The sequence below is a fragment of the Kitasatospora sp. NPDC088160 genome (assembly GCF_044741445.1).
Taxonomy (GTDB): Bacteria; Actinomycetota; Actinomycetes; order Streptomycetales; family Streptomycetaceae; genus Kitasatospora.
The window spans coordinates 60,620-79,937 of record NZ_JBIUSS010000036.1 but is presented as its reverse complement, the minus strand read 5'-3'; the positions used below and the strand labels follow the sequence as shown (position 1 = coordinate 79,937).

Here is a 19,318-nt window from a genome sequence, read left to right as displayed (position 1 = left end):
GGGGGCCCCCCCGGGGGCCGGGGGCCCCCCCCGCCCCCCCCCCCCCGGCCCCCGGCCCCCGGCCCCCCCCGGGGGGCCCCGGGCCCCGGGGGGCCCCCGGCCCCACGGCCTGCGGGTCGTCGTACGGCGCGTCGTGCGGACGGCCGCGCGGGTCGTCGTGCGGCTGGGATCAGTCGGCCTCCGGGCCCGCCAGGTTCTTGGTGAGCCACTGCAGCGTGTCCGGGATCATCTTCTTGAAGTCCGAGGTCAGGTGCTTGCCACCGGGCTGCTCGTAGTACTCCAGCGACGCCGGCGGGGCGGCCTTGGCGACCCAGCCCTTGACCAGCTTGGTCTCGTACGGGTTGGCGCCGCCCGCGGTGACCAGCATCTTCACGTCGGCCTTGCCCTGGGCGACCAGCACGTCGGGGTTGTTGGCCTGCCGCTCGGCGTCGTGGCCCTTCCACAGCCCCGAGTCGGGAACGTAGTAGCCGTCGATCGGGACGGCGGCCTTGTAGACGTCCGGGTGCTGGAGGGCGAGCTTGGCGCTGCAGAAGCCGCCGGTGGAGGCGCCCATCACGCCCCAGCCGTCGCGGCCCTTCACGGTGCGGAAGTTGGCGCGGACGAAGTCCGGGAGGTCCTGGGACATCCAGGTGCCCATCTTGGGCTGGCCCGGGATGTCGGAGCAGTCCAGCGCGTTGTGCTCGTCGCTGTTGAAGTTCTGCACCGGCATGATCATGATGAACGGGTGGGACTTGCCCGCCTTGACCAGCTGCTCGTTCTCCTCCTGGATCGGCAGCTGGTTGTCGGTCCAGGTGTTGTAGCCGTTGCTCTGGCCGCCCGCGAAGAGGGTGAGCACCGGGAAACCGGTCTTGGCGAACTTGGGGTCGTTGTACTCGGGCGGCAGCCAGACCCAGACCTTGCCGGAGACGCCGGACTTCGCGCCGGTCACCGTGGTCACCATGATCGGACCGGCGGACGTGTCCCGGGCCTTGCTCAGGGTGGCGGCCGGACCGGTGGGCATCAGCACCTTCCCGGTGGCGGCCGCGGGCTCCGCGGTGGTGGGCGCGGGCGTACCGCCGCCACCGGCGCTGGGCGAACCCCCCGTGGCGCCGGTACCGGTCGCACCCGGGGTGCCGGCCGCCTTGGCGCTGTCCCCCTTCCCGCCACCGGAACTCCCGCAGGCCGCCAGCGAGGCGGCCAGGGCGAGCACGGCGGCGCCGGTCAGGACGGCGCGGGAACGGGACGACTGCCTAAGCACGGTGAGGACTCTCCGACCGATGACACGCCCGGTCCGTCTGACCGGGCTGTGGCCCCCCGGTGGGGCCGGACAGACCGGGGGCGCGGCGCTGGTGCGGTCCCCGGGGTGGCGGCGCGTCCTCCCTCGCGGTGGCGCGCCTTCCTGCGATCTTATGACGTGGACCGGGGTGGCCCGGTTGCGCGGTGGCCACCGGAAATCCAATGTTTGTTCGCGATCAGGTAAAGGCCTTCACCGCTCCCCCCGGTCGGCGGGGGCCGGACGGCGGGGAGCACGGTCCGAGACCTGTCCGGGGGTGCGAATTTTGGGGCCTTCGACCAGTGACGGCAGCCGCCGCATCCGCAACGATCGGCTCACGCCCCGACCGACCCGCGCCCAGCCTAAGCCGAAGCCGAAGCCCACCAGACCCGAGCAGACCCGAGCAGACCCAGGAGAACGCCATGCCCCAGCAGATCGCCGTCGTCACCGGAGCCGGGAGCGGAGTCGGCCGGGCCGTGGCGGCCGAACTGGCCGCGGCCGGCTGGCGGCTGGTGCTGGCCGGCCGGCGGGCCGAGCCGCTGCGGGAGACCGCCCGCCTGGGCGGCACCCCGACCGCGGTGGTGCCGACCGACGTCACCGACCCGGCGGCGGTGGACGCGCTGTTCGCCGGAGCCGTCGAGCGCTTCGGCCGGGTGGACCTGCTGTTCAACAACGCCGGCACCTTCGGCGCGGCCGTGCCGGTGGAGAACCTGGAGGTCGAGGCCTGGCGGGCGGTGGTCGACCTCAACCTGACCGGGGCGTTCCTCTGCGCCCGGGCCGCGTTCCGGCAGATGAAGGCGCAGGACCCGCAGGGCGGCCGGATCATCAACAACGGCTCGATCTCGGCGCACGTCCCGCGCCCGCACTCGATCGCCTACACCGCGACCAAGCACGCGGTCACGGGGCTGACCAAGTCGCTGTCGCTGGACGGCCGCCCGTACCGGATCGCCTGTGGGCAGATCGACATCGGCAACGCGGCGACCGACATGACCGCCGCGATGACCACCGGGGTGCGGCAGGCGGACGGGCGGATCGCGGTCGAGCCGACCATGGACGTGGCCGACGTGGCCCGCACCGTCCGACACATGGCCGAACTGCCGCTGGAGGCCAACGTGCAGTTCGCCACCGTGATGGCGACCGCCATGCCGTACGTCGGGCGGGGCTAGGGCTGCCTGCCGGAGGTCCGCCGTCGGGCTCCCGCCGTCAGTCCGCCACGGACTCGCGCAGTCGCTTCTTGTCCGGCTTGCCCACCGCCGTCAGCGGGATCGCGGCCACGACGTGCAGGGCCTCCGGCGCGTAGATCCGCCCCTTGTGGGCCGTGACGAACGCGCGGACCTCCTCCAGGTCCGGCCGCTGCCCCGACGCGGCGACGACGGCGACGTGGACGTGCTCCGCCTCCTGCGCGTCGCGCACCCCGAAGACCGCGCACTGCGCGATCGCCGGGTGGGTGAGCAGCAGGTCCTCGACCTCGGACGGGTAGACGTGCCCGCCGACCACGATGATCTTGTCCTTGAGCCGGTCGGCCAGGTAGAGGTAGCCGTCCGCGTCGAAGTAGCCGATGTCGCCGGTGTTCAGCCAGCCGTCGCGCAGCACCTCGGCGGTCAGGTCGGGCCTCTTCCAGTACCCGGCCATGACGGTGTCCGAGCGGACGTGGATCTCGCCCTGCTCCCCCGTGGGCAGCTCGGCGCCGTCGGCGGACCGGATCACCACCTCGATGCCCGGGAGGGGTCGGCCGACCGCGATCTGGCCGCCGTGCCCGACCCGGTCGTGCTCGTGCGGGGCGAGCATGCAGATGTTCTGCGCCTCCGACTGCCCGTAGCCGCTCCACAGGACCGGCCCGAACACCTTGAGCGCCTCGCGCACCCGGGTGGGCGAGGCCGCGCAGCCGCCGTACGAGACCCGGCGCAGGCTGGACAGGTCGGTGCGGCCGATCGCCGGGTGGTCGAGCAGCTGGTAGAGCAGCGGCGGCAGCACCCACAGGTCGGTGATGCGTTCGCGCTCGATCGCGGCCAGCACGTCTCCGGGGTCGAAGGAGCGCTGGAGGACCACCGTACCGCCGTTGTGGAGCGTCAGGTCGGAGAAGAGCCCGGCGAGGTGGGCGAGCGAGGTGGCGGCGAGGAAGCGGGGCGCGTCGCTCTCCATGCGGCCGGGGGTGTCGAAGACCTTCCGGTAGGCGCCGTGCAGGCTGCGGATGCCCTTCGGGATTCCGGTGGTCCCGCCGGTGTGCCGGATGCCCCAGTCGTCGTCCGGGCCGACCCGGACGGCCGGCGGCTCGGCGGGCCGGTGGGCGGCGGCGGCGATCACGTCCTCGCCGATCGCATCCGGTCCGGGGCCGAGACGGAGGACGGTCGGCACGTCGATCAGGGGCAGCAACTCGGCGGCCACCGGGTACCGTTCGGCGTCGACGAGCAGGACGGCGGTGTCGACGCTCGTCGCGATCTCGGCCAGGGTCGAAGCGCTCATGCCGTCGTAGAGGTTCACCACCCGCGCACCCGCGAGGCCTGCCGCGTAACGGGCGCTCAGCGCCTCGGCGGTGTTGCCGGCGAGCAGGGTCACGGTGTCGCCGCGCACCACGCCCCGGGCGACGAGCTCGTGGGCGAGGCGGTAGGTGGCGGCGGCGAAGTCGCCGGCGGTGAGTTCGACGCCGTCGGCGGTGGCGATGGCCCGTCGGTCGGGGTCGGCGGCGAGGGACTGAAGAATCAGGGCGGGAGCGCTGACGAACTCCGGTTCGTTCACGGCCACTTCTTCCTCGCGGTTCGCAACCATGTCCCCACCCTAACCCAACCCCATTTCCAGGGCCGGGAGTTATACCCGATGGCGATCACTCGTCGTGCGAGTGGCGGTAGCGGAGCGAGCCGGCGCGGTCGCCGTCCAGCCGGTAGACGCTGGTGGTCGGCCAGTACTCGCCGCTCTCCGCGGCGGGCAGGCGGGCCCGGAGCAGCATCCGCAGTGCGGGCGGCGGGGCGGCGGCGTTGACGCGCTTGCGGTGGCCGTCCCAGCGGCCGCCGCACAGTTCGAGGTCGAGGACGAGGGGGGTGGTTCTCATCCCGCGATCGTGTCAGCGCCGCCTCGCCGGCCGAGGTTTGAACCGGCACGGCCACCCGCACGAGGGACCCCCGTCAGGCCAGGCTGACGGGGGTCCAGGGGCGGCCCGAGGGCGGCCCGGAGGTGTCACGGGCGCGCCGCCCGGGGCCCTACGGCCGCCAGGTGTCGTTCAGGGCGACCAGGCCCGAGGCCGGCGCGGTCGCCGTCCGGTTGGCCCCGGACTCCCAGGTCACCGCGCCGCTCGCGTCCTTGCGGACGTACTTGTACTGGAAGGCCGCGCCGGCCGGCAGCGCGAGCGACAGCGACCAGACCGGGTAGCCGGCCGAGGAGAGCGGCAGCGCCTTGGCCGGGTCCCAGCCGCCGAGCGCGGCGACGTCGCCGACCACGTAGACGTTCTGGCCGTTGACGGTGGTCGCGTTGACGTTGAACGAGGCGCCGGAGGTGCTGGCCGCCCCGCCCGGGACGTACAGCGCGATCGCGTCGCCCGCGCCGACCGTCGCGGTGAACTGCCCGTTGGCGCCCACCTGGTAGGTCGGGCCGGTGCAGCCGCCGCCCGGCTGCGGGTCGCCGTGCTGGACGTCGCAGTAGGTGCCGGCCGCGAGCCCGGTCTGGAAGGTCCGGGTGATCGGGCCGCTCTCGTGGTTGAGCGCGACGTAGCCCTTGTTGCCTCGGCCGAAGGCGATCGCGTTGTTGCCGTTGGACCACCAGTTGGTCACGCCGGTGCCCGCGACGGCGTTGCGGAAGCCGACCATGTTGGCGATCTGTCGCCAGGCGTGGGTGCAGTTCCAGCCGTCCTGGTAGCAGGCGTTGACGGTGCCGCCGTTGGGCGGGCCGTCGTCGTTGTTGGTGAAGGCGTAGCCGGAGTAGACGTTGGGCGCGCCGTACGGCGAGGCGAGCAGGAAGACGTTGGCCAGCGTGTAGGTGTTGCCGTAGGTGTAGTTGAGGGTGGAGCCGTTGCGCTCGGTGTCCCAGTTGTCGATGAAGGAGCGCGCCTGCCCGCTCGGCAGGTACCCCCAGGAGGCGCCCCAGCCGGACAGGTTGGCGAGCTTGTCGCTGGTGAACATCCGCTTGAGGTCGGTGCCGACGCGGAACTCGTCGATGTCGCCGGTGCCGGTGTACTCGGTGGGCTGGACCGGCTCGCCGGCGCCGTAGATGACCTCCTGCACCCAGTAGGCCTTGGGGTTGGCCGTCTTCGCCTTGATCGCGGCGAGGTCGCCGGCGGCGATGTGCTTGGCGGCGTCGATCCGGTAGCCGTCGACGCCGAGGGAGCCCAGGTCGTCCAGGTAGCGGGCGATGGTCTGCTGGACGTACGCGCTGCCGGTGTCGAGGTCCGCGAGGTTGACCAGCTCGCAGTTCTGCACGTTGGAGCGGTCCTGGTAGTTGGTGATCGGCTGGCGGCAGGAGTGGAAGTCCTGGTCCTGGTAGGTGCCGGGGTAGGTGTACTTGGTGTACGCGGTGCCGCCGGTGCCGGTGCCGGAGCCGGCCGTCATGTGGTTGACGACGGCGTCGGCGATGACCTTGACCCCGGCGGCGTGGCAGGTGTCGACCATGTTCTTGAAGGACGTCCGGTCGCCGAGCCGCCCGGCGATCCGGTAGCTGACGGGCTGGTAGGAGGTCCACCACTGCGGGCCCTGGATGTGCTCCTGGGGCGGCGAGACCTCGACGAAGCCGTAGCCCTTCGGGCCGAGCGTCGAGGTGCAGGCCTGGGCGACCGAGTCGAAGCGCCACTCGAAGAGGGTGGCGGTGACGTCCTTGCCGTTGTTGGCGGGTGGGGCGGCCTGGGCGGCGGGGGCGCCGAGGGAGGTGGCGAGCGAGAGCGCCAGGGCCGCCGAGGCGGCGAGGGCGCCGGCCGCGCGGGCGGTCCGGCGGGTGGGGGCGGTGGTGACCACGTCGTCTCCTGGGGGGTGGCTGGGGTGGGGGCAGCCGGGGATGAGCTGTGCAGGAAGAGCTATGCAGGAAGTTTCTGTAACTTGCCGGAAACTTGCAGCGCTGAACCTAGGGCCGCCGGGAGAGAGCGTCAAGGGCCTGGGAGGAACGTTTCTGCACCATCTGGGCCCGGACGCACGACAAGGGCCCGGCAGCCGTAGCCGCCGGGCCCCTCACCTGTCCTGGTTCACCGGGCCCGCGGGGGCCCGGTCCGGACTCAGCCGGTCTGGATGGAGGTGTCGTCGATCACGAAGCTCGTCTGCAGCGAGGCGTCCTCGGTGCCGGTGAACTTCAGGGTGACGCTCTGGCCCGCGTAGGACGAGAGGTCGAAGGTCCGCTGCTGGTAACCCGCCGCGGCGTCCGCGTTGGAGTACGTCTTCAGCGTGGTCCCGTTCACCGACACGGCCAGCTTGTCGTACGCGGTGCTGCCCGACTCAGCGGTGTCGATGTGCAGCCAGAAGCTCAGCGTCGCCTTGCAGCCCGCCGGGATCGTCACCGTCTGCGCCAGCGTGTCGGTGTGCGAGGAACCGTAGCCGTTCAGCCACGACTTCCACGAACCACCGTGCGCCGCCTGCGAGGAGCTGTTGTCCACCACGCCGGAGCTGGTCGTCCACGGCGCCGCCGAGCCCGTCTCGAAGCCCGCGTTGCCCAGCAGCTGCGCCGGCGTGCAGGTGCCGCCACCGCCACCGGTCACCGTCCACGTGAAGCTCGCGGTACCGGACTTGCCCGCCGAGTCCTTCACCGTCACCGTCACGTTCGACGAACCCGCCGTGGTGGCGGTACCGGTGATCGCACCGGTGGAGGCGTTGATCGCCAGCCCGGCCGGCAGACCCGTCGCGCTGTACGACAGCGGCGCGGTACCACCGGAGGCCTTGATCTGGAGGTTCACCGCACCGCCGACCGCGGTCGACTGGTTGCCCGGGCTGGTGACGGTGATGCCGCCGGGGTTGGGCAGCGAGCCGACGTTGACGGCGGCCCAGGCCGTGGCGACCGCGTTGTACTCGGCGCTGTTCGCGCCGTACAGGTCGGTGGCCGCGTTCAGGGTCGCGGTGCGGGCGGCGGCGTAGTTGGTGGTGGAGGTCATGTACGCGGTCAGCGCCTTGTACCAGACCTGCTGGGCCTTGTCCCGGCCGATGCCGCCGACGGTGATGTTGTTGACCGTCGGGCTGTTGTAGCTGACGCCGTTGATCACCTTGGCGCCGCTGCCCTCGGCCAGCAGGTAGAAGAAGTGGTTGGCGACACCGGACGAGTAGTGCACGTCCAGGTTGCCGACGCCCGAGTACCAGGAGTCGGCGGAGGTGCCGTCCTTGGAGGGCTTGTCCATGTAGCGCAGCGGCGTGCCGTTGCCGTTGATGTCGATCAGCTCGCCGATCAGGTAGTCCGGGTTGTCGGCGGGCAGGTTGGCGTAGAACTCGACCATCGAACCGAAGATGTCCGAGGTGGCCTCGTTGAGGCCGCCGGACTCGCCCGAGTAGTTCAGGTTGGCGGTGGCCGAGGTGACGCCGTGGCTCATCTCGTGGCCGGAGACGTCGAGTTCGGTCAGCGGGTGGGTGTCGCCCGAGCCGTCGCCGTAGGTCATGCAGAAGCAGCTGTCGTCCCAGAACGCGTTGACGTAGCCGGTGTCGTAGTGGGCCCGGCTCATCGCGCCGACGCCGTCGTTGCGGATGCCGTTGCGGCCGAAGGTGTTCTTGTAGAAGTCCCAGGTGGCGGCCGCGCCGAACTGGGCGTCCACGGCGGCGGACTCGCGGTTGCTGGCCTGGCCGTTGCCCCAGGTGTCGCTCGACTTGCTGAACAGCGTGCCGTTGCCGGAGGTGCCGTTCTTCATGTCGGTGGTGTACTGGCCGCCGCGGGTGGCGTCCTTCAGCGAGTACGTCGAGCCGCTCTGGGTGGTGGTCAGCGGCACGTTGCCGACGAACACGCCGTTGCCGGAGCCGCGCTTGATGCCGTCGGCCTTGCTGAGCACGTCGCCGGTCGCGGCGTCGGTGACCACGTGCAGCTTGCTCGGGGTGCCGTCGGACTCGCGGCCGGAGACGACGGTCTCCCAGGCGAGCTTCGGGGTGCCGTCGGCGGCCCAGACGACCAGGCGCGGCGCGGTGTCGACGGCGGCGCCCTGCTCGGCGGCGAGCGCGGCGGCCTGGGCCTTCGGCGCGGCCTGGGCCGGCGTGGTGCTGACACCGGCGAGGTTGGCCTCGCTGGCCTTGGTCACGCTCTTGGTGGCGCCCGCAGCGTCCTGGTGGACGATCAGGTCGCCTCCGAGCACCGGGAGTCCGGCGTAGGTGCGCTCGTAGCGCAGGTGGCGGCCGCCGTTGGTGTCCAGGACGACGTCCTTGGTGACCAGCTTCTCCTGGCTGCTCAGGCCCAGGGCCTGGACGAAGGACGCGGACTGCTGGTTCGCGGAGGCGATCAGCGCGGCCCGGTCCGACTGCTGGGCGGCGACGGCGGACGGGGCGTCGGGCGTCGCGGCCTGCGCGATGACCGGTATGCCGGTCACCAGCAGCGCGGTGGTTGCGGCCATGACAACCGCGGCCTTCCGGGCGTGAGCGTAACGGGACATGCGGACTCCTTTTCCGACCGGCGCGGGTTCGCGCCGGTGGAGAGAAACCTGGGCCGCAGGGTTGCGGCGCAGTGGGGGCCCCCGCCCGGGGTGCGCGACGGGGGTGCGATTGCGGTGCTCACAAGTCGTGGCAGGTTTGGGACGCGCTGCACCTGAACTGGTCAGCCGCACCGGGGGGTGGGGCCCCCTCGTCTGCAGCCGCAGGAATCGTGGCAGCAAACGAGTCGTTAATGACAGATGCATGCCACGGAATGGCCGATTCATTACCGAAACCGTATGCATGACTGTTCATCAGTTGTGTTACCCCTTTGAGAACTCATGAACACGGTTTTCATGATCCGGGGAATGTTCGATCACTTCCGGAAGTCACTGACCAGCACTCAGGGCCCCCGCCCGCACCACCCGGTGGCCGACGGCGCCGGGCGGGCGCGGCACATCACGCTTCCGGCCGTGCCATCGGTGCTTTCCGGCCACCGGGCGGCCAAAACGAAACGGGTCCCGCACCGCCACAACGGCGGTGCGGGACCCGGGGGTTCCGGCGTTCGTCGATCAGCCCTGGACGAACACCGCCACGGTACGGCCCGGCACGGTGAAGGTGCCGGTCACGGCGTCGAAGCCGGACTGCTTCACCACCGCGTCCGCGCCGCCCGCCTGGACCGGGTGCAGGGCCTGGCCCGTCCCCTTCAGGGCCGCCACGGTCTGCGCCTGCGCGGTGGGCGTGGCGTTGAACACCACGGTGACGCCCTTCTCGGCGCCCTTCAGCCCGGTGCCGTCCAGGTGCAGGGTGATCACCCCGGGCGTCTCACCGGGCGTGCCGGAGAGCGGGTAGGACAGCCGCTGCTGGACGGCGGCCAGGGTGGGCAGCGAGAACAGCGGCGAGGACCGCTTGATCCGCAGGAACTCCTGGTACTGCGCGGAGGTCGCGCGGATCTCGGCCGCCCCCACGGTCAGCCGCGGGTTCGCCAGCAGGGACTGCGCGGTCGGCCACATCTCCTTGTTGTCGGCCGCCGGCGGCAGGCCGCGGCCCCAGCCGTTGCCCTGCGACGGGTCCCAGTGGATGGCGTTGAACCAGTCGCCCGAGTCGTAGGAGTTGGCGTCCAGCGACTTGGAGCGCAGCAGGTCGCTGCCGGCCTGGGCGAAGCCCGCGCCCTGGGTGAGCGCGGTGAGCGAGAGCCCGAGCGCCTGCATCCGGGCCCGGTCGGCGGGCGTGGTGCCGGTCGGCAGCTTGTACGCGAGCGCGTCGAACAGGTCGGTGTTGTCGTGGGCGTCCACGTACTCCACCGCCTCGCCCGGCTTGGCCGCGTACCCGGTCGGGGCTCCGTTGTAGTCGACCTGCGCGCCGGTGACGGCCCGGCCCGAGCTGTCGGTGAAGGAGTAGCCGGCCAGGTTGCCGGCCAGTCCGACCTTCAGCTGGTCCATCTGGTGCAGCAGCCGGTCCTTCTGCTCCTGCGGGGTGCCGTTGGCGGGCGAGCCGTTGGGGTCGGTGTACAGGCCCGAGGCGAAGCCCTGCTGCGGGGCGGAGTTCAGCATGAAGTTGCCGCCGCGGGCGGCGTCGCGGAGCCGGTCGTCGAAGGTGGCGATGCCGGTGCCGGCCAGGTTGAGCTGGGTGGCCTGCTCGAACCGGGCGTTGTTCGCGACGACGCCGAAGTTCCAGCCCTCGCCGTAGAGGAAGACGTTCTTCCCGTCGACGCCGTCCGAGGCGGGCGTCATCTTCCGCAGCGCGGCCTGCACGTCCAGCATGGTGGACTTCGGGTCCAGGCCCATCAGGTCGAAGCGGAAGCCGTCGACCTTGTACTCGCGGGCCCAGGTGGTCACCGAGTCGACCACGAGCCGGTTCATCATGGCGTGCTCGGGCGCGGTGTCGGCGCAGCAGCTGTCCGCGGTGACCTTGCCGTTGTCGTCCAGCCGCTGGTAGTAGCCGGGGACGACCTTGTCCAGTACCGAGTGCTCGGCCTGGCCGCTGGCGGCGGTGTGGTTGTAGACCACGTCCAGCACCACCCGCAGCCCGGCCTCGTGCATCGCCTGCACCATCCGCCGGAATTCGACGGTGCGCGCCACCCCGGTCGGCTCAGTGGCGTACGACCCCTCCGGCACGGTGTAGTGCAACGGGTCGTAGCCCCAGTTGTACGCGTCGTCGGCGGCGACGGCCGCCACGCATTCCTGCTGCTTCGGGCCGTCCGGGGGCAGGGACTTGAGGTCGCAGGCCGGCAGCTTCTGGTCGGCCCGGTTCTCCCGGATGGTGGCGATGTCGAAGGTCGGCAGCAGGTGGACGGTGGTCACCCCGGCCTGGGCGAGCTCCCGCAGGTGCCGCATGCCGGCCGACTGCGACTCGGTGAACGCCAGGTAGGTGCCGCGCTCGGCGGCCGGGACGGTGGTGTCCTCCACCGAGAAGTCCCGGACGTGCAGTTCCTGGATCTGCTGCCGCGCCGGCGGGACGGCCTCGGGGACGTTCTGCTCCTCCCAGCCCGCGGGCTTGAGCTCCTTGGCGGCGAGGTCGGCGACCAGGCTGCGCCTGGAATCGGTGGACAGCGCGACCGAGTACGGGTCGGTGACGGTGTTGACCACCACCTGCTGGACGGAGGGCGCCCAGACCTTCACCTGGTAAAGGTAGTACTTGCCGTCCAACTCGCCCTTGTCGCGGACGACTTCCCAGACGCCGGTCTCGTCGTCCAGCTTCAGCGGCAGCGTCTTCGGGGTGCCGCCGGTCGCGCCGTCGAAGACCTGGACGGACACCTCCTGCGCGGTCGGCGCCCACACCGACAGCGCCACCTTGCCGTTGTAGTAGGCCGGGCCGAAGTCCACCCGGCCGGTGCGGCGCGCGTAGAGGTCGTCCAGCACGCCGGGGGTCTGCACGCCGGTGGCGGCCAGCACGGCGCCGCTGGGCAGGTGTTCGGTGAACAGCAGCTGGCTGCGCAGCGCGGCCGGGACGCGCGCGGTGTCCCGGGCGTCCACGGTGAAGGCCCGGTAGCCCGCCAGGTGCGGGAACGCGGCCTTCTGCGCGGCGGTCAGGCCGCCCTGGGCGGCGTTGAGCCGGATCCAACGGCCGGGCTTGGTCAGCACGCCCTTGTCGGCGCGGATGCCGCCCTCCGGGTCGTACACCAGCTGGGCGCTGGTGCCGCCGGCCAGGGCCGCGTCGCCCGCGCCGTAGGCCGCCGGGACGACGACGGTCCTGGCGTCGATCCACTGGGCCTTGGCGGTGCCGAGGTCCACCTGCGCGGAGGCGGCGGCGTTCTGCGGCAGCAGGTGGCCCTCGCGGCCACCGAGCAGCCACACCTCGCGGCCGTCGACGGCGAGGTCCAGGGACTGGTCGGTGGGCAGGTCCTTGTCGTTGCCCTTGTGCAGGATGTAGCTGAGGCTGGTCGCGCCGGGGGCCAGCGGCACCTCGAAGACGGCGCCGAAGGCGTCGCGGCGCACCGGCATCAGCGGCTTGCCCCAGTCGGTGGGGGTGGCGGCGCCGGTCCAGTCGTGCAGGCCCCAGCCGTCGTAGTCGCCGTCGGCCCGGTTGTAGTGGAGGACGGCGGTGTTGGCGGGCGGAGTGTTCACCGGGCCCGGGTCGGCGGTGCGCACGGCCGGGTCGCCCTGCCGGAGCCAGACCTCGCCGGTGGCGCCGACGTCGACGTGGCGGTCGGCGTCGACGTCCTTGACGCCGTTCTTCTCGACGACGAACCCGACGTCCGAGGCGCCGGGCTTGAGCTTCACGTAGGCGAAGGCGCCGTACGCGTCCCGGCCGGTGAAGGCGTGCCCGGCGGGCCACGGGGTGGCCTCGCCGTCGGCGAGGTCGCCCCAGGCGTAGAGGTTCCAGCCGTCGTAGTCGCCGTCCGGACGGTTGTAGTGCACGACGGCGTACGGGCGGGCGCCGGCGGTGGGCACCGGCTTGGGCGCGGGGGCGCCGGTGGTGAAGCTCGCGGTGGCGGAGCGCAGCCGGCCGCTGGAGTCCTGGACGACGGCCTTGTAGCGGACGACCGTGCCGGGGGCGGTGGCACTCAGGTCCTGGGTGACCAGGTTCCGCCCGGTGTCGGCGGTGCCCAGGGTCTGCCAGGGCCCGGTGCCGATCTGGGCGGCGAAGGTGACGCGGTTGAAGCCGCCGCCGGTCGTGGCGCCGACGGTGACGGTGCCGCTCGAACCGTCGGCCGGGGGCTGCACGGAGAGCCGCGGCGCCGCCGTGGTGGGTGCGAGGACTGCGCCCGCCTTGAACACCACCGAGGAGAGCGCCGGCACGGTCACGGTGACCTTGCGGTCGGCGCCGGAGGTCGCTTTCCCGCCCGTTGCCGGGTAGATCCGGTCGAAGCCCATCCCGGCGGAGAAGGTGTCGAGGGTGACGGTCTTCGCCTCGGCGGCGTTGTTGACCGCCACCAGGTACTCGGTCCGCTGCCCGGCGTCGATCCGGGAGAAGGCGTACACGCCCGCGCCGTCGGCGGCGTAGCGCTCGATCTGGGCGCCGTCGGCGAGCGCCGGGTTGTCGCGGCGCAGCTTGGCCAGCGCGGCGACGTCCTGGTAGAGCGCGCCGCCCTGCCCGTACCGGTCGGCCGGGCCGGAGGGGCCGCCGAGCACCCGGTCGCCGTTGTAGGAGGGCGTCTTCGAGGCGAACATGTCCTGCCGGGCGTCCTGGTCGCCGCCCGCACCGGTGAAGCCCTGCTCGTCGCCGTAGTAGACGACGGGCTGGCCGCGGGTGAGGAACTGGAGCTCGTTGCCGAGCCGGTCCTTCTTCAGCAGGGTGGCCTCGTCGGCGCCCGGGTTGTCGGCGAGCAGGAAGGAGCCGAACCGGCCCATGTCGTGGTTGCCGAGGAAGGTCGGCAGCTCGTACGCGTCGGTGTCGGCGGTGGTGTAGCGGTAGTCCTGGCCGTAGACGTCGGCGAGGTTCTTCGCCGAGCCGCCCTGGGAGACGTAGCTGCGGGCGGCGCCCTGGAACGGGAAGTCCAGGGTGGCCTGGAGCTTGCCCTTGGTGACGTACGGCGAGGTGATCGCCGGGTCGCCGGAGTAGACCTCGCCGAACATGAAGAACTTCTTGTTGCCCTGCTTGGCGGCGAAGTCCTTGAGCGCGGGCGCCCACTGCTGCCAGAACGCCATGTTGACGTGCTTGACGGTGTCGATCCGGAAGCCGTCCACGCCGGCGTCCTTGACCCACTGCTGGTAGACCTTCTCGAAGCCCTTCACCACCCGGGGGTTCTGGGTGTCGAGGTCGTCCAGGCCGCTGAAGTCGCCCTCGGTGGCGGACTCGCCGACGAAGGTCGAGTCACCGCGGTTGTGGTAGAGCGCGGGATCGTTGAGCCAGGACGGGGTCTTGGCCGTGGCGTCGGCGGGCTTGCGGAAGACCGGGGTGTAGGGGAAGGAGTCCTTGGTGAGCCGCGGCCAGGGCGCGCCCGCGTCGGCGATCGCGGTCTCGTCGACGGGGTTGCCGTCGGCGTCGAGGGTCGGGTAGGCGCCGACGGAGCGGTAGCCGTGCTGCTGTTCGGCGGCGTCGATGACGTCGGCGGTGTGGTTGGTGATGACGTCGAAGAAGACCTTGATGCCGCGGGCGTGGGCCTTGGCTATCAGGTCCTTGAGCTGGTCGTTGGTGCCGAAGTGCGGGTCGACCTGGGTGAAGTCGGTGATCCAGTAGCCGTGGTAGCCGGCCGAGGCCTGGTCGCCGCTGCCCTGGACCGGCTTGTTCCTGAAGATCGGGGCCATCCAGATCGCGGTGGTGCCGAGGTTCTGGATGTAGTCGAGCCGCTGGATCAGGCCGGCCAGGTCGCCGCCGTGGTAGAAGCCCTTGTCGGCCGGGTCGAAGCCGTGGTCCAGCCGGCCTCCGGTGATGCCCCCCGTGTCGTTGGCGGGGTCGCCGTCGGCGAAGCGGTCGGGCAGGACGAAGTAGAACTGCTCGCGGGTGAGGTCGTGCCGCCCTGCGGTGGCCGCCAGGGTGGCGTCCGAGGGCGGGGCCGGCGGGGCGGCGGCGAGGGCCGCGGGCGCGCTGCCGAGGGTGGCGGCGGTCAGTGCGGCGGCCAGCAGGACGGCCGTGCGGCCGGGTCTGCGTCGGGGGGTGCTCCGCCGGGGGCGGAGCCGGACATCGGCCACTGAGGGTCTCCCTTAGGGGAAGGGGTGAGCGAGTTCCCTGGAAGCTAGCGGCCTGCAATATGTTTCAGCAAGATGCAGAAACCGTTTCGTTCCGGGAAACTCCAGGCCAGGACCGTTGCCGCCACCCCGATTACGCCCTTCGAGCGGTCGGCGTAACAATGGGACGTATGCCTGTCCCGCCGGTAAGCACCAGACCCGACCGCACCCCCTACCCCGGTGGGAGCCGCCCCCTAGCCCTCAAGGGGGACAGCCGGTGAAGAATCCACTGCCAGGGGATGACTGGACGGCGACGGGACGTCTGGCAGACTTCTCGTCCATGGGGGAACCGACCAAGATCCAGCACGGCCGCGAACAGCGCGCCGAAGCGGCGCGTGGTGACGGTTCCGGAGCACGGCCGGCCTCCTCGGGACGCCTGCCCGACGGAGCCGCCCGCGCCACTCAGTCCCGTATCGCCGCACTGCGCGGCCGCATCCGCGACCAGCGGCGCTCACCGGCCCGGCCGAAGATCTGGTTCGAACTGGCCCTGATCGGGATCAGCTACTGGATCTACTCGATCATCCGCAACGCCGTCCCGGAACAGGCCTCGATAGCCCAGAAGCACGCGCGCTGGATCTGGGACCTGGAGCAGTCGCTGGGCATCGCCGTCGAGCGTTCGATCAACCACGCCGCGAACAGCGTCGGGTGGCTCATCACCGGGATGAACTACTACTACGCGACCCTGCACTTCGTCGTGACGATCGGCGTGCTGGTCTGGCTCTACCGCCGCCACCCCGGCCGCTACGTCGCCGCCCGCACCGTGCTGTTCGCCACCACCGCGATCGCCCTGATCGGCTTCTTCTTCTTCCCGCTCGCACCGCCCCGGCTGATGACCGACGGCGGCTTCATCGACACCGTGAAGGTGCACGGCACCTGGGGCTCGATGGCCTCCGGGCCCGCCGCGCACGTGTCCAACCAGTACGCGGCGATGCCCTCGATGCACATCGGCTGGTCGATGTGGTGCGGGCTGGCCATCTTCTACCTGGCCCGCCGGACGTGGGTCCGGGTGCTCGGCCTGCTCTACCCGCTGGCCACCCTGGCGGTGATCGTCTCGACCGCCAACCACTTCTGGATGGACGCCGTCGGCGGCGAGCTCTGCCTGGCCGTGGGCTTCCTCACCGCCCGCTGGCTGTACCACTCCTGGGTCTACAAACTGCCCCAGGTGCCCGCCCGGGAGGCGGCGGAGGAGCCGATCACCGTCCCCGAGCAGTGGAGCGAACCCGCGGCGACCGGCGCCCGCCGGTAGAGCTGCCGGACCCGGACGAACCGAAGGGGCCCCACCCGGGGCCCCTTTCGCGTGCCCGAGCCTCGGCCGCCGGCCTCAGCCCCCGTAGAACAGCCGCTCCACCACCGCCCGGGCCCGCCGGGTGGTCCGCCGGTAGTCGTCCACCAGCTCGCCGCTGTGCCCGGCGCCGTACCCGAGGTAGCGGGCCACCCCGGCCAGCTCCCGGGCCTCCCCGGGGAAGCTGTCGCCGGGCCGGCCGCGCACCAGCATCACCGCCGAGCGCACCCGGGAGGCCAGTACCCAGGCCGCGTCCAGCACCTGCGCGTCCGAGCGCCCGACCAGCCCGGCTTCGGCGGCGGCCGCCAGCGCGGCCCTGGTCCGGGTGGTGCGCAGGGCCGGCAGCTCGTGCCCGTGCTGGAGCTGGAGCAGTTGCACCGTCCACTCCACGTCGGCCAGCCCGCCGCGGCCGATCTTGGTGTGCGTGGTCGGGTCGGCGCCGCGCGGCAGCCGCTCGGCCTCGATCCGCGCCTTGATCCGGCGGATCTCCACCAGGTCCCGCTCCGGCACCCCGACGCCGGGGTAGCGCAGCGGGTCGATCAGCTGCCGGAACCGCGCGCCCAGCTCCTCGTCCCCGGCCACCGGCTCGGCGCGCAGCAGCGCCTGGCTCTCCCAGGCGTGCGACCAGCGCCGGTAGTACGCCGCGTACGAGGCGAGGGTGCGCACCAGCGGGCCGCTGCGCCCCTCCGGCCGCAGGTCGGCGTCGACCAGCAGCGGCGGCTCGGTGGACGGCGCACCGAGCAGGGTCCGCAGCTCGTTGCAGACCGCCTGGGCGGCCCGGGCGGCGTCCTGCTCCAGCGAGCCGAGCAGCGGCTCGTGGACGAAGAGCACATCGGCGTCCGAGCCGTAGCCCAGCTCGTGGCCGCCGAACCGGCCCATCGCGATCACCGCGATCCGGGTCGGCAGGTCGCCGTGCTCGGCCTCCCAGCCGGCCGTGCAGGCGCGCAGCGCGCCCTGGAGGGTGGCGGCGTTGATCGCGGTCAGCGCCTCCCCGGCGGTGTCCAGCGCCTCGGCCGGGTCATCGCCGAGGCGGCCGAGGACGTCCGCGGCGGCGGTCCGGAACAGCTCCCGGCGGCGCACCGAGCGGGCGGCGGCGACGGCCGCGGCGGTGGATCCGGCCCGGCCGACGGCGGCCAGTATCTCCTGCTCCAGGGCGGCCCGGCCGCGCGGCGCCAGGCCCTGCGGGTCGCCCAGCATGGCGACCGCCTCGGGGGCGCGCAGCAGCAGGTCGGGGGCGAGCCGGCCGGCCGACAGCACCCGGGCCAGCTGCTCGGCGGCGGCGCTCTCGTCGCGCAGCAGCCGCAGGTACCAGGGGGTGCGGCCGAGCGCGTCGGAGACCTGGCGGAAGTTGAGCAGCCCGGCGTCCGGATCGGCCGAGTCGGCGAACCAGCCGAGCAGCACCGGCAGCAGGGTGCGCTGGATCGCGGCCTTGCGGCTCACCCCGGAGGCGAGCGCGCTGAGGTGGCGCAGCGCGGCGGCCGGGTCCGCGTAGCCCAGCGCCTCCAGCCGGGCCCGGGCCGCGTCCGGGGTCAACCCGGCCGCGCCCGGCGGCAGTTCGGCGACGGCGTCGAGCAGCGGCCGGTAGAACAGCTTCTCGTGCAGCCGCCGGACCTCGACCGCGTGCCGCTTCCACTCGCGCTGCAGCGCGGCCACCGGGTCGGAGCGGGTGTCGTCGTTGATCAGCGCGGCCAGCGAGCGGGCCAGCCGGCGCAGGTCCTCCGCGCCGGTGGGCATCAGGTGGGTGCGGCGCAGCCGGTAGAGCTGGATCCGGTGCTCCAGGGAGCGCAGGAAGCGGTAGGCGGTGTCCAGCGAGACGGCGTCCGCCCGGCCGACGTACCCGCCGCGGGAGAGCGCGGCCAGCGCCTCCAGGGTGTTGCCGCTGCGCAGCGCCGGGTCGGTGCGGCCGTGCACCAGCTGGAGCAGCTGGACGGAGAACTCGACGTCGCGCAGCCCGCCGGGGCCGAGCTTGAGCTGGCGGTCCAGTTCGGTGGCGGGGATCGAGTCGATCACCCGGCGGCGCATCTGCTGCACGTCGGTGACGAAGTTGTCCCGGGCGGCGGCCTGCCAGACCATCGGGGCCAGCGCCTCCAGGTAGGCGGCGCCGAGTTCGGCGTCCCCGGCGACCGGGCGGGCCTTGAGCAGCGCCTGGAACTCCCAGGTCTTGGCCCAGCGCTGGTAGTAGGCGAGGTGGCTGGCCAGGGTGCGCACCAGCGGGCCGTTGCGGCCCTCGGGGCGCAGGTTGGCGTCCACCGGCCAGATGGTGCCCTCGCCGGTGGTGTCCGCGCAGAGCCGGGTGAGGGCGGCGGCGAGCCGGGTGGCGGCCTTGACGGCCTCGTGCTCGTCCACGCCCTCGCGCGGCTCGGCGACGAAGATGACGTCCACGTCGGAGACGTAGTTGAGTTCGCGGCCGCCGCACTTGCCCATGCCGATCACGGCGAGCCGGCAGGCCCGGGCGGCGTCCTGGTCCTGCTCGGCGGCGAGGTCCAGGGCGGTCTGCAGGGTGGCGCCGGCCAGGTCGGCGAGTTCGGCGGCGGTCTGCGCGAGGTCGGTGGTGCCGGTGAGGTCGCGGGCGGCGATGGCGAGCAGGCAGCGGCGGTAGGCGACGCGCAGCGCGTCCGCCGGGCTGCGGCCGCCCTCCCGGCCGCGCCGGACGCCCTCGGCGAGCGCGCGGCGGAAGTCCTCCGGGCCGGGGTGCATGTCGCGCAGCTCGAAGGTGACCAGCATGTGCCAGTCGTGCGGGTGCCGGGCCAGGTGGTCGGCGAGCGCGGTGGAGACGCCGAGCACGCCGAGCAGCCGGTCGCGCAGCGGCTTGGAGGTGGTGAGGGTGTCGCGCAGGGTGCGCCGTTCGGCCTCGTCGGCGGCCTCCAGCAGCCGGGCCAGGCCGAGCAGGGCGAGGTCGGGGTCGGCGGTGGCGCCGAGCGCGTCCAGCAGCACGGGGTCGTCGGCCAGGCCTTCCAGGCCGGGGCCCGCCAGCAGCCGCACCGCCTGCGCCGGGTCGGTGAACCCGCGCCTGACCAGCCTGATCTCCGGCCGGCTGACCCGGCTCCCGGCCCGCTGCTCGTCCACCGCCATGGCCCCTCCATCCGTCCGCCCCAGCAGGTTACGCGCCCTGACGGCCCGGCGCCGGACACGACCGCCGGACACGACCGCCGGGCGGCCCGGCGCCGCGCGC

General features: G+C 72.6%; 9 protein-coding genes. 2 read left to right on the top strand and 7 right to left on the bottom strand.

The window, feature by feature from the left end; all coding sequences use genetic code 11:
• Positions 1 to 169: 169 nt before the first annotated feature.
• Positions 170 to 1,237: an alpha/beta hydrolase-fold protein gene (locus ACIOGZ_RS38305; RefSeq protein WP_363628527.1), complete on the bottom strand. Its 1,068-nt coding sequence runs from the start codon at positions 1,235 to 1,237 to the stop codon at positions 170 to 172.
• A gap of 437 nt (positions 1,238 to 1,674) precedes the next feature.
• Here ACIOGZ_RS38305 and ACIOGZ_RS38300 point away from each other — a divergent pair, with 437 nt between their 5' ends.
• Positions 1,675 to 2,418 (top strand): SDR family oxidoreductase, encoded by a 744-nt coding sequence (locus ACIOGZ_RS38300; protein ID WP_363580896.1) that lies wholly within the window; start codon positions 1,675 to 1,677, stop codon positions 2,416 to 2,418.
• A gap of 37 nt (positions 2,419 to 2,455) precedes the next feature.
• On the opposite strand, the gene ACIOGZ_RS38295 is transcribed toward ACIOGZ_RS38300, so the two are convergent.
• The 5 genes from ACIOGZ_RS38295 to pulA form a co-directional block, all read right to left on the bottom strand.
• Positions 2,456 to 4,018: an AMP-binding protein gene (locus ACIOGZ_RS38295; protein ID WP_400989314.1), complete on the bottom strand. Its 1,563-nt coding sequence runs from the start codon at positions 4,016 to 4,018 to the stop codon at positions 2,456 to 2,458.
• A gap of 55 nt (positions 4,019 to 4,073) precedes the next feature.
• Positions 4,074 to 4,298: a hypothetical protein gene (locus tag ACIOGZ_RS38290; protein ID WP_363580892.1), complete on the bottom strand. Its 225-nt coding sequence runs from the start codon at positions 4,296 to 4,298 to the stop codon at positions 4,074 to 4,076.
• Positions 4,299 to 4,446: 148 nt separating this feature from the next.
• Complete coding sequence (locus ACIOGZ_RS38285) at positions 4,447 to 6,186, bottom strand: carbohydrate-binding module family 20 domain-containing protein (RefSeq protein WP_400989312.1); 1,740 nt, start codon at positions 6,184 to 6,186, stop codon at positions 4,447 to 4,449.
• 254 nt (positions 6,187 to 6,440) lie between these two features.
• Entirely contained in the window at positions 6,441 to 8,777 is a 2,337-nt protein-coding gene (locus ACIOGZ_RS38280; RefSeq protein ID WP_400989310.1) for a M4 family metallopeptidase, read from the bottom strand.
• A gap of 549 nt (positions 8,778 to 9,326) precedes the next feature.
• A complete protein-coding gene (pulA, locus tag ACIOGZ_RS38275; RefSeq protein WP_400989308.1) occupies positions 9,327 to 14,828 on the bottom strand; it encodes a pullulanase-type alpha-1,6-glucosidase in 5,502 nt (1,833 codons plus the stop codon).
• A gap of 316 nt (positions 14,829 to 15,144) precedes the next feature.
• Here pulA and ACIOGZ_RS38270 point away from each other — a divergent pair, with 316 nt between their 5' ends.
• The gene (locus tag ACIOGZ_RS38270; protein WP_363580884.1) at positions 15,145 to 16,110 is read left to right on the top strand and encodes a phosphatase PAP2 family protein; all 966 of its coding nucleotides are present in this window, start codon (positions 15,145 to 15,147) and stop codon (positions 16,108 to 16,110) included.
• 75 nt (positions 16,111 to 16,185) lie between these two features.
• Here the strand turns inward: ACIOGZ_RS38270 and ACIOGZ_RS38265 are convergent, their stop codons facing one another.
• Complete coding sequence (locus tag ACIOGZ_RS38265) at positions 16,186 to 19,218, bottom strand: bifunctional [glutamine synthetase] adenylyltransferase/[glutamine synthetase]-adenylyl-L-tyrosine phosphorylase (protein ID WP_400989307.1); 3,033 nt, start codon at positions 19,216 to 19,218, stop codon at positions 16,186 to 16,188.
• Between the last annotated feature and the right edge of the window lie 100 nt (positions 19,219 to 19,318).

Bases quoted from the DNA above. Each gene is read 5' to 3' on its own strand.
- ACIOGZ_RS38300 (WP_363580896.1), top strand. From the start codon at position 1,675: ATGCCCCAGCAGATCGCCGTCGTCACCGGAGCCGGGAGCGGAGTCGGC.
- ACIOGZ_RS38290 (WP_363580892.1), bottom strand. From the start codon at position 4,298: ATGAGAACCACCCCCCTCGTCCTCGACCTCGAACTGTGCGGCGGCCGC.
- ACIOGZ_RS38295 (WP_400989314.1), bottom strand. From the start codon at position 4,018: ATGGTTGCGAACCGCGAGGAAGAAGTGGCCGTGAACGAACCGGAGTTC.
- ACIOGZ_RS38280 (WP_400989310.1), bottom strand. From the start codon at position 8,777: ATGTCCCGTTACGCTCACGCCCGGAAGGCCGCGGTTGTCATGGCCGCA.
- ACIOGZ_RS38270 (WP_363580884.1), top strand. From the start codon at position 15,145: ATGGGGGAACCGACCAAGATCCAGCACGGCCGCGAACAGCGCGCCGAA.
- ACIOGZ_RS38265 (WP_400989307.1), bottom strand. From the start codon at position 19,218: ATGGCGGTGGACGAGCAGCGGGCCGGGAGCCGGGTCAGCCGGCCGGAG.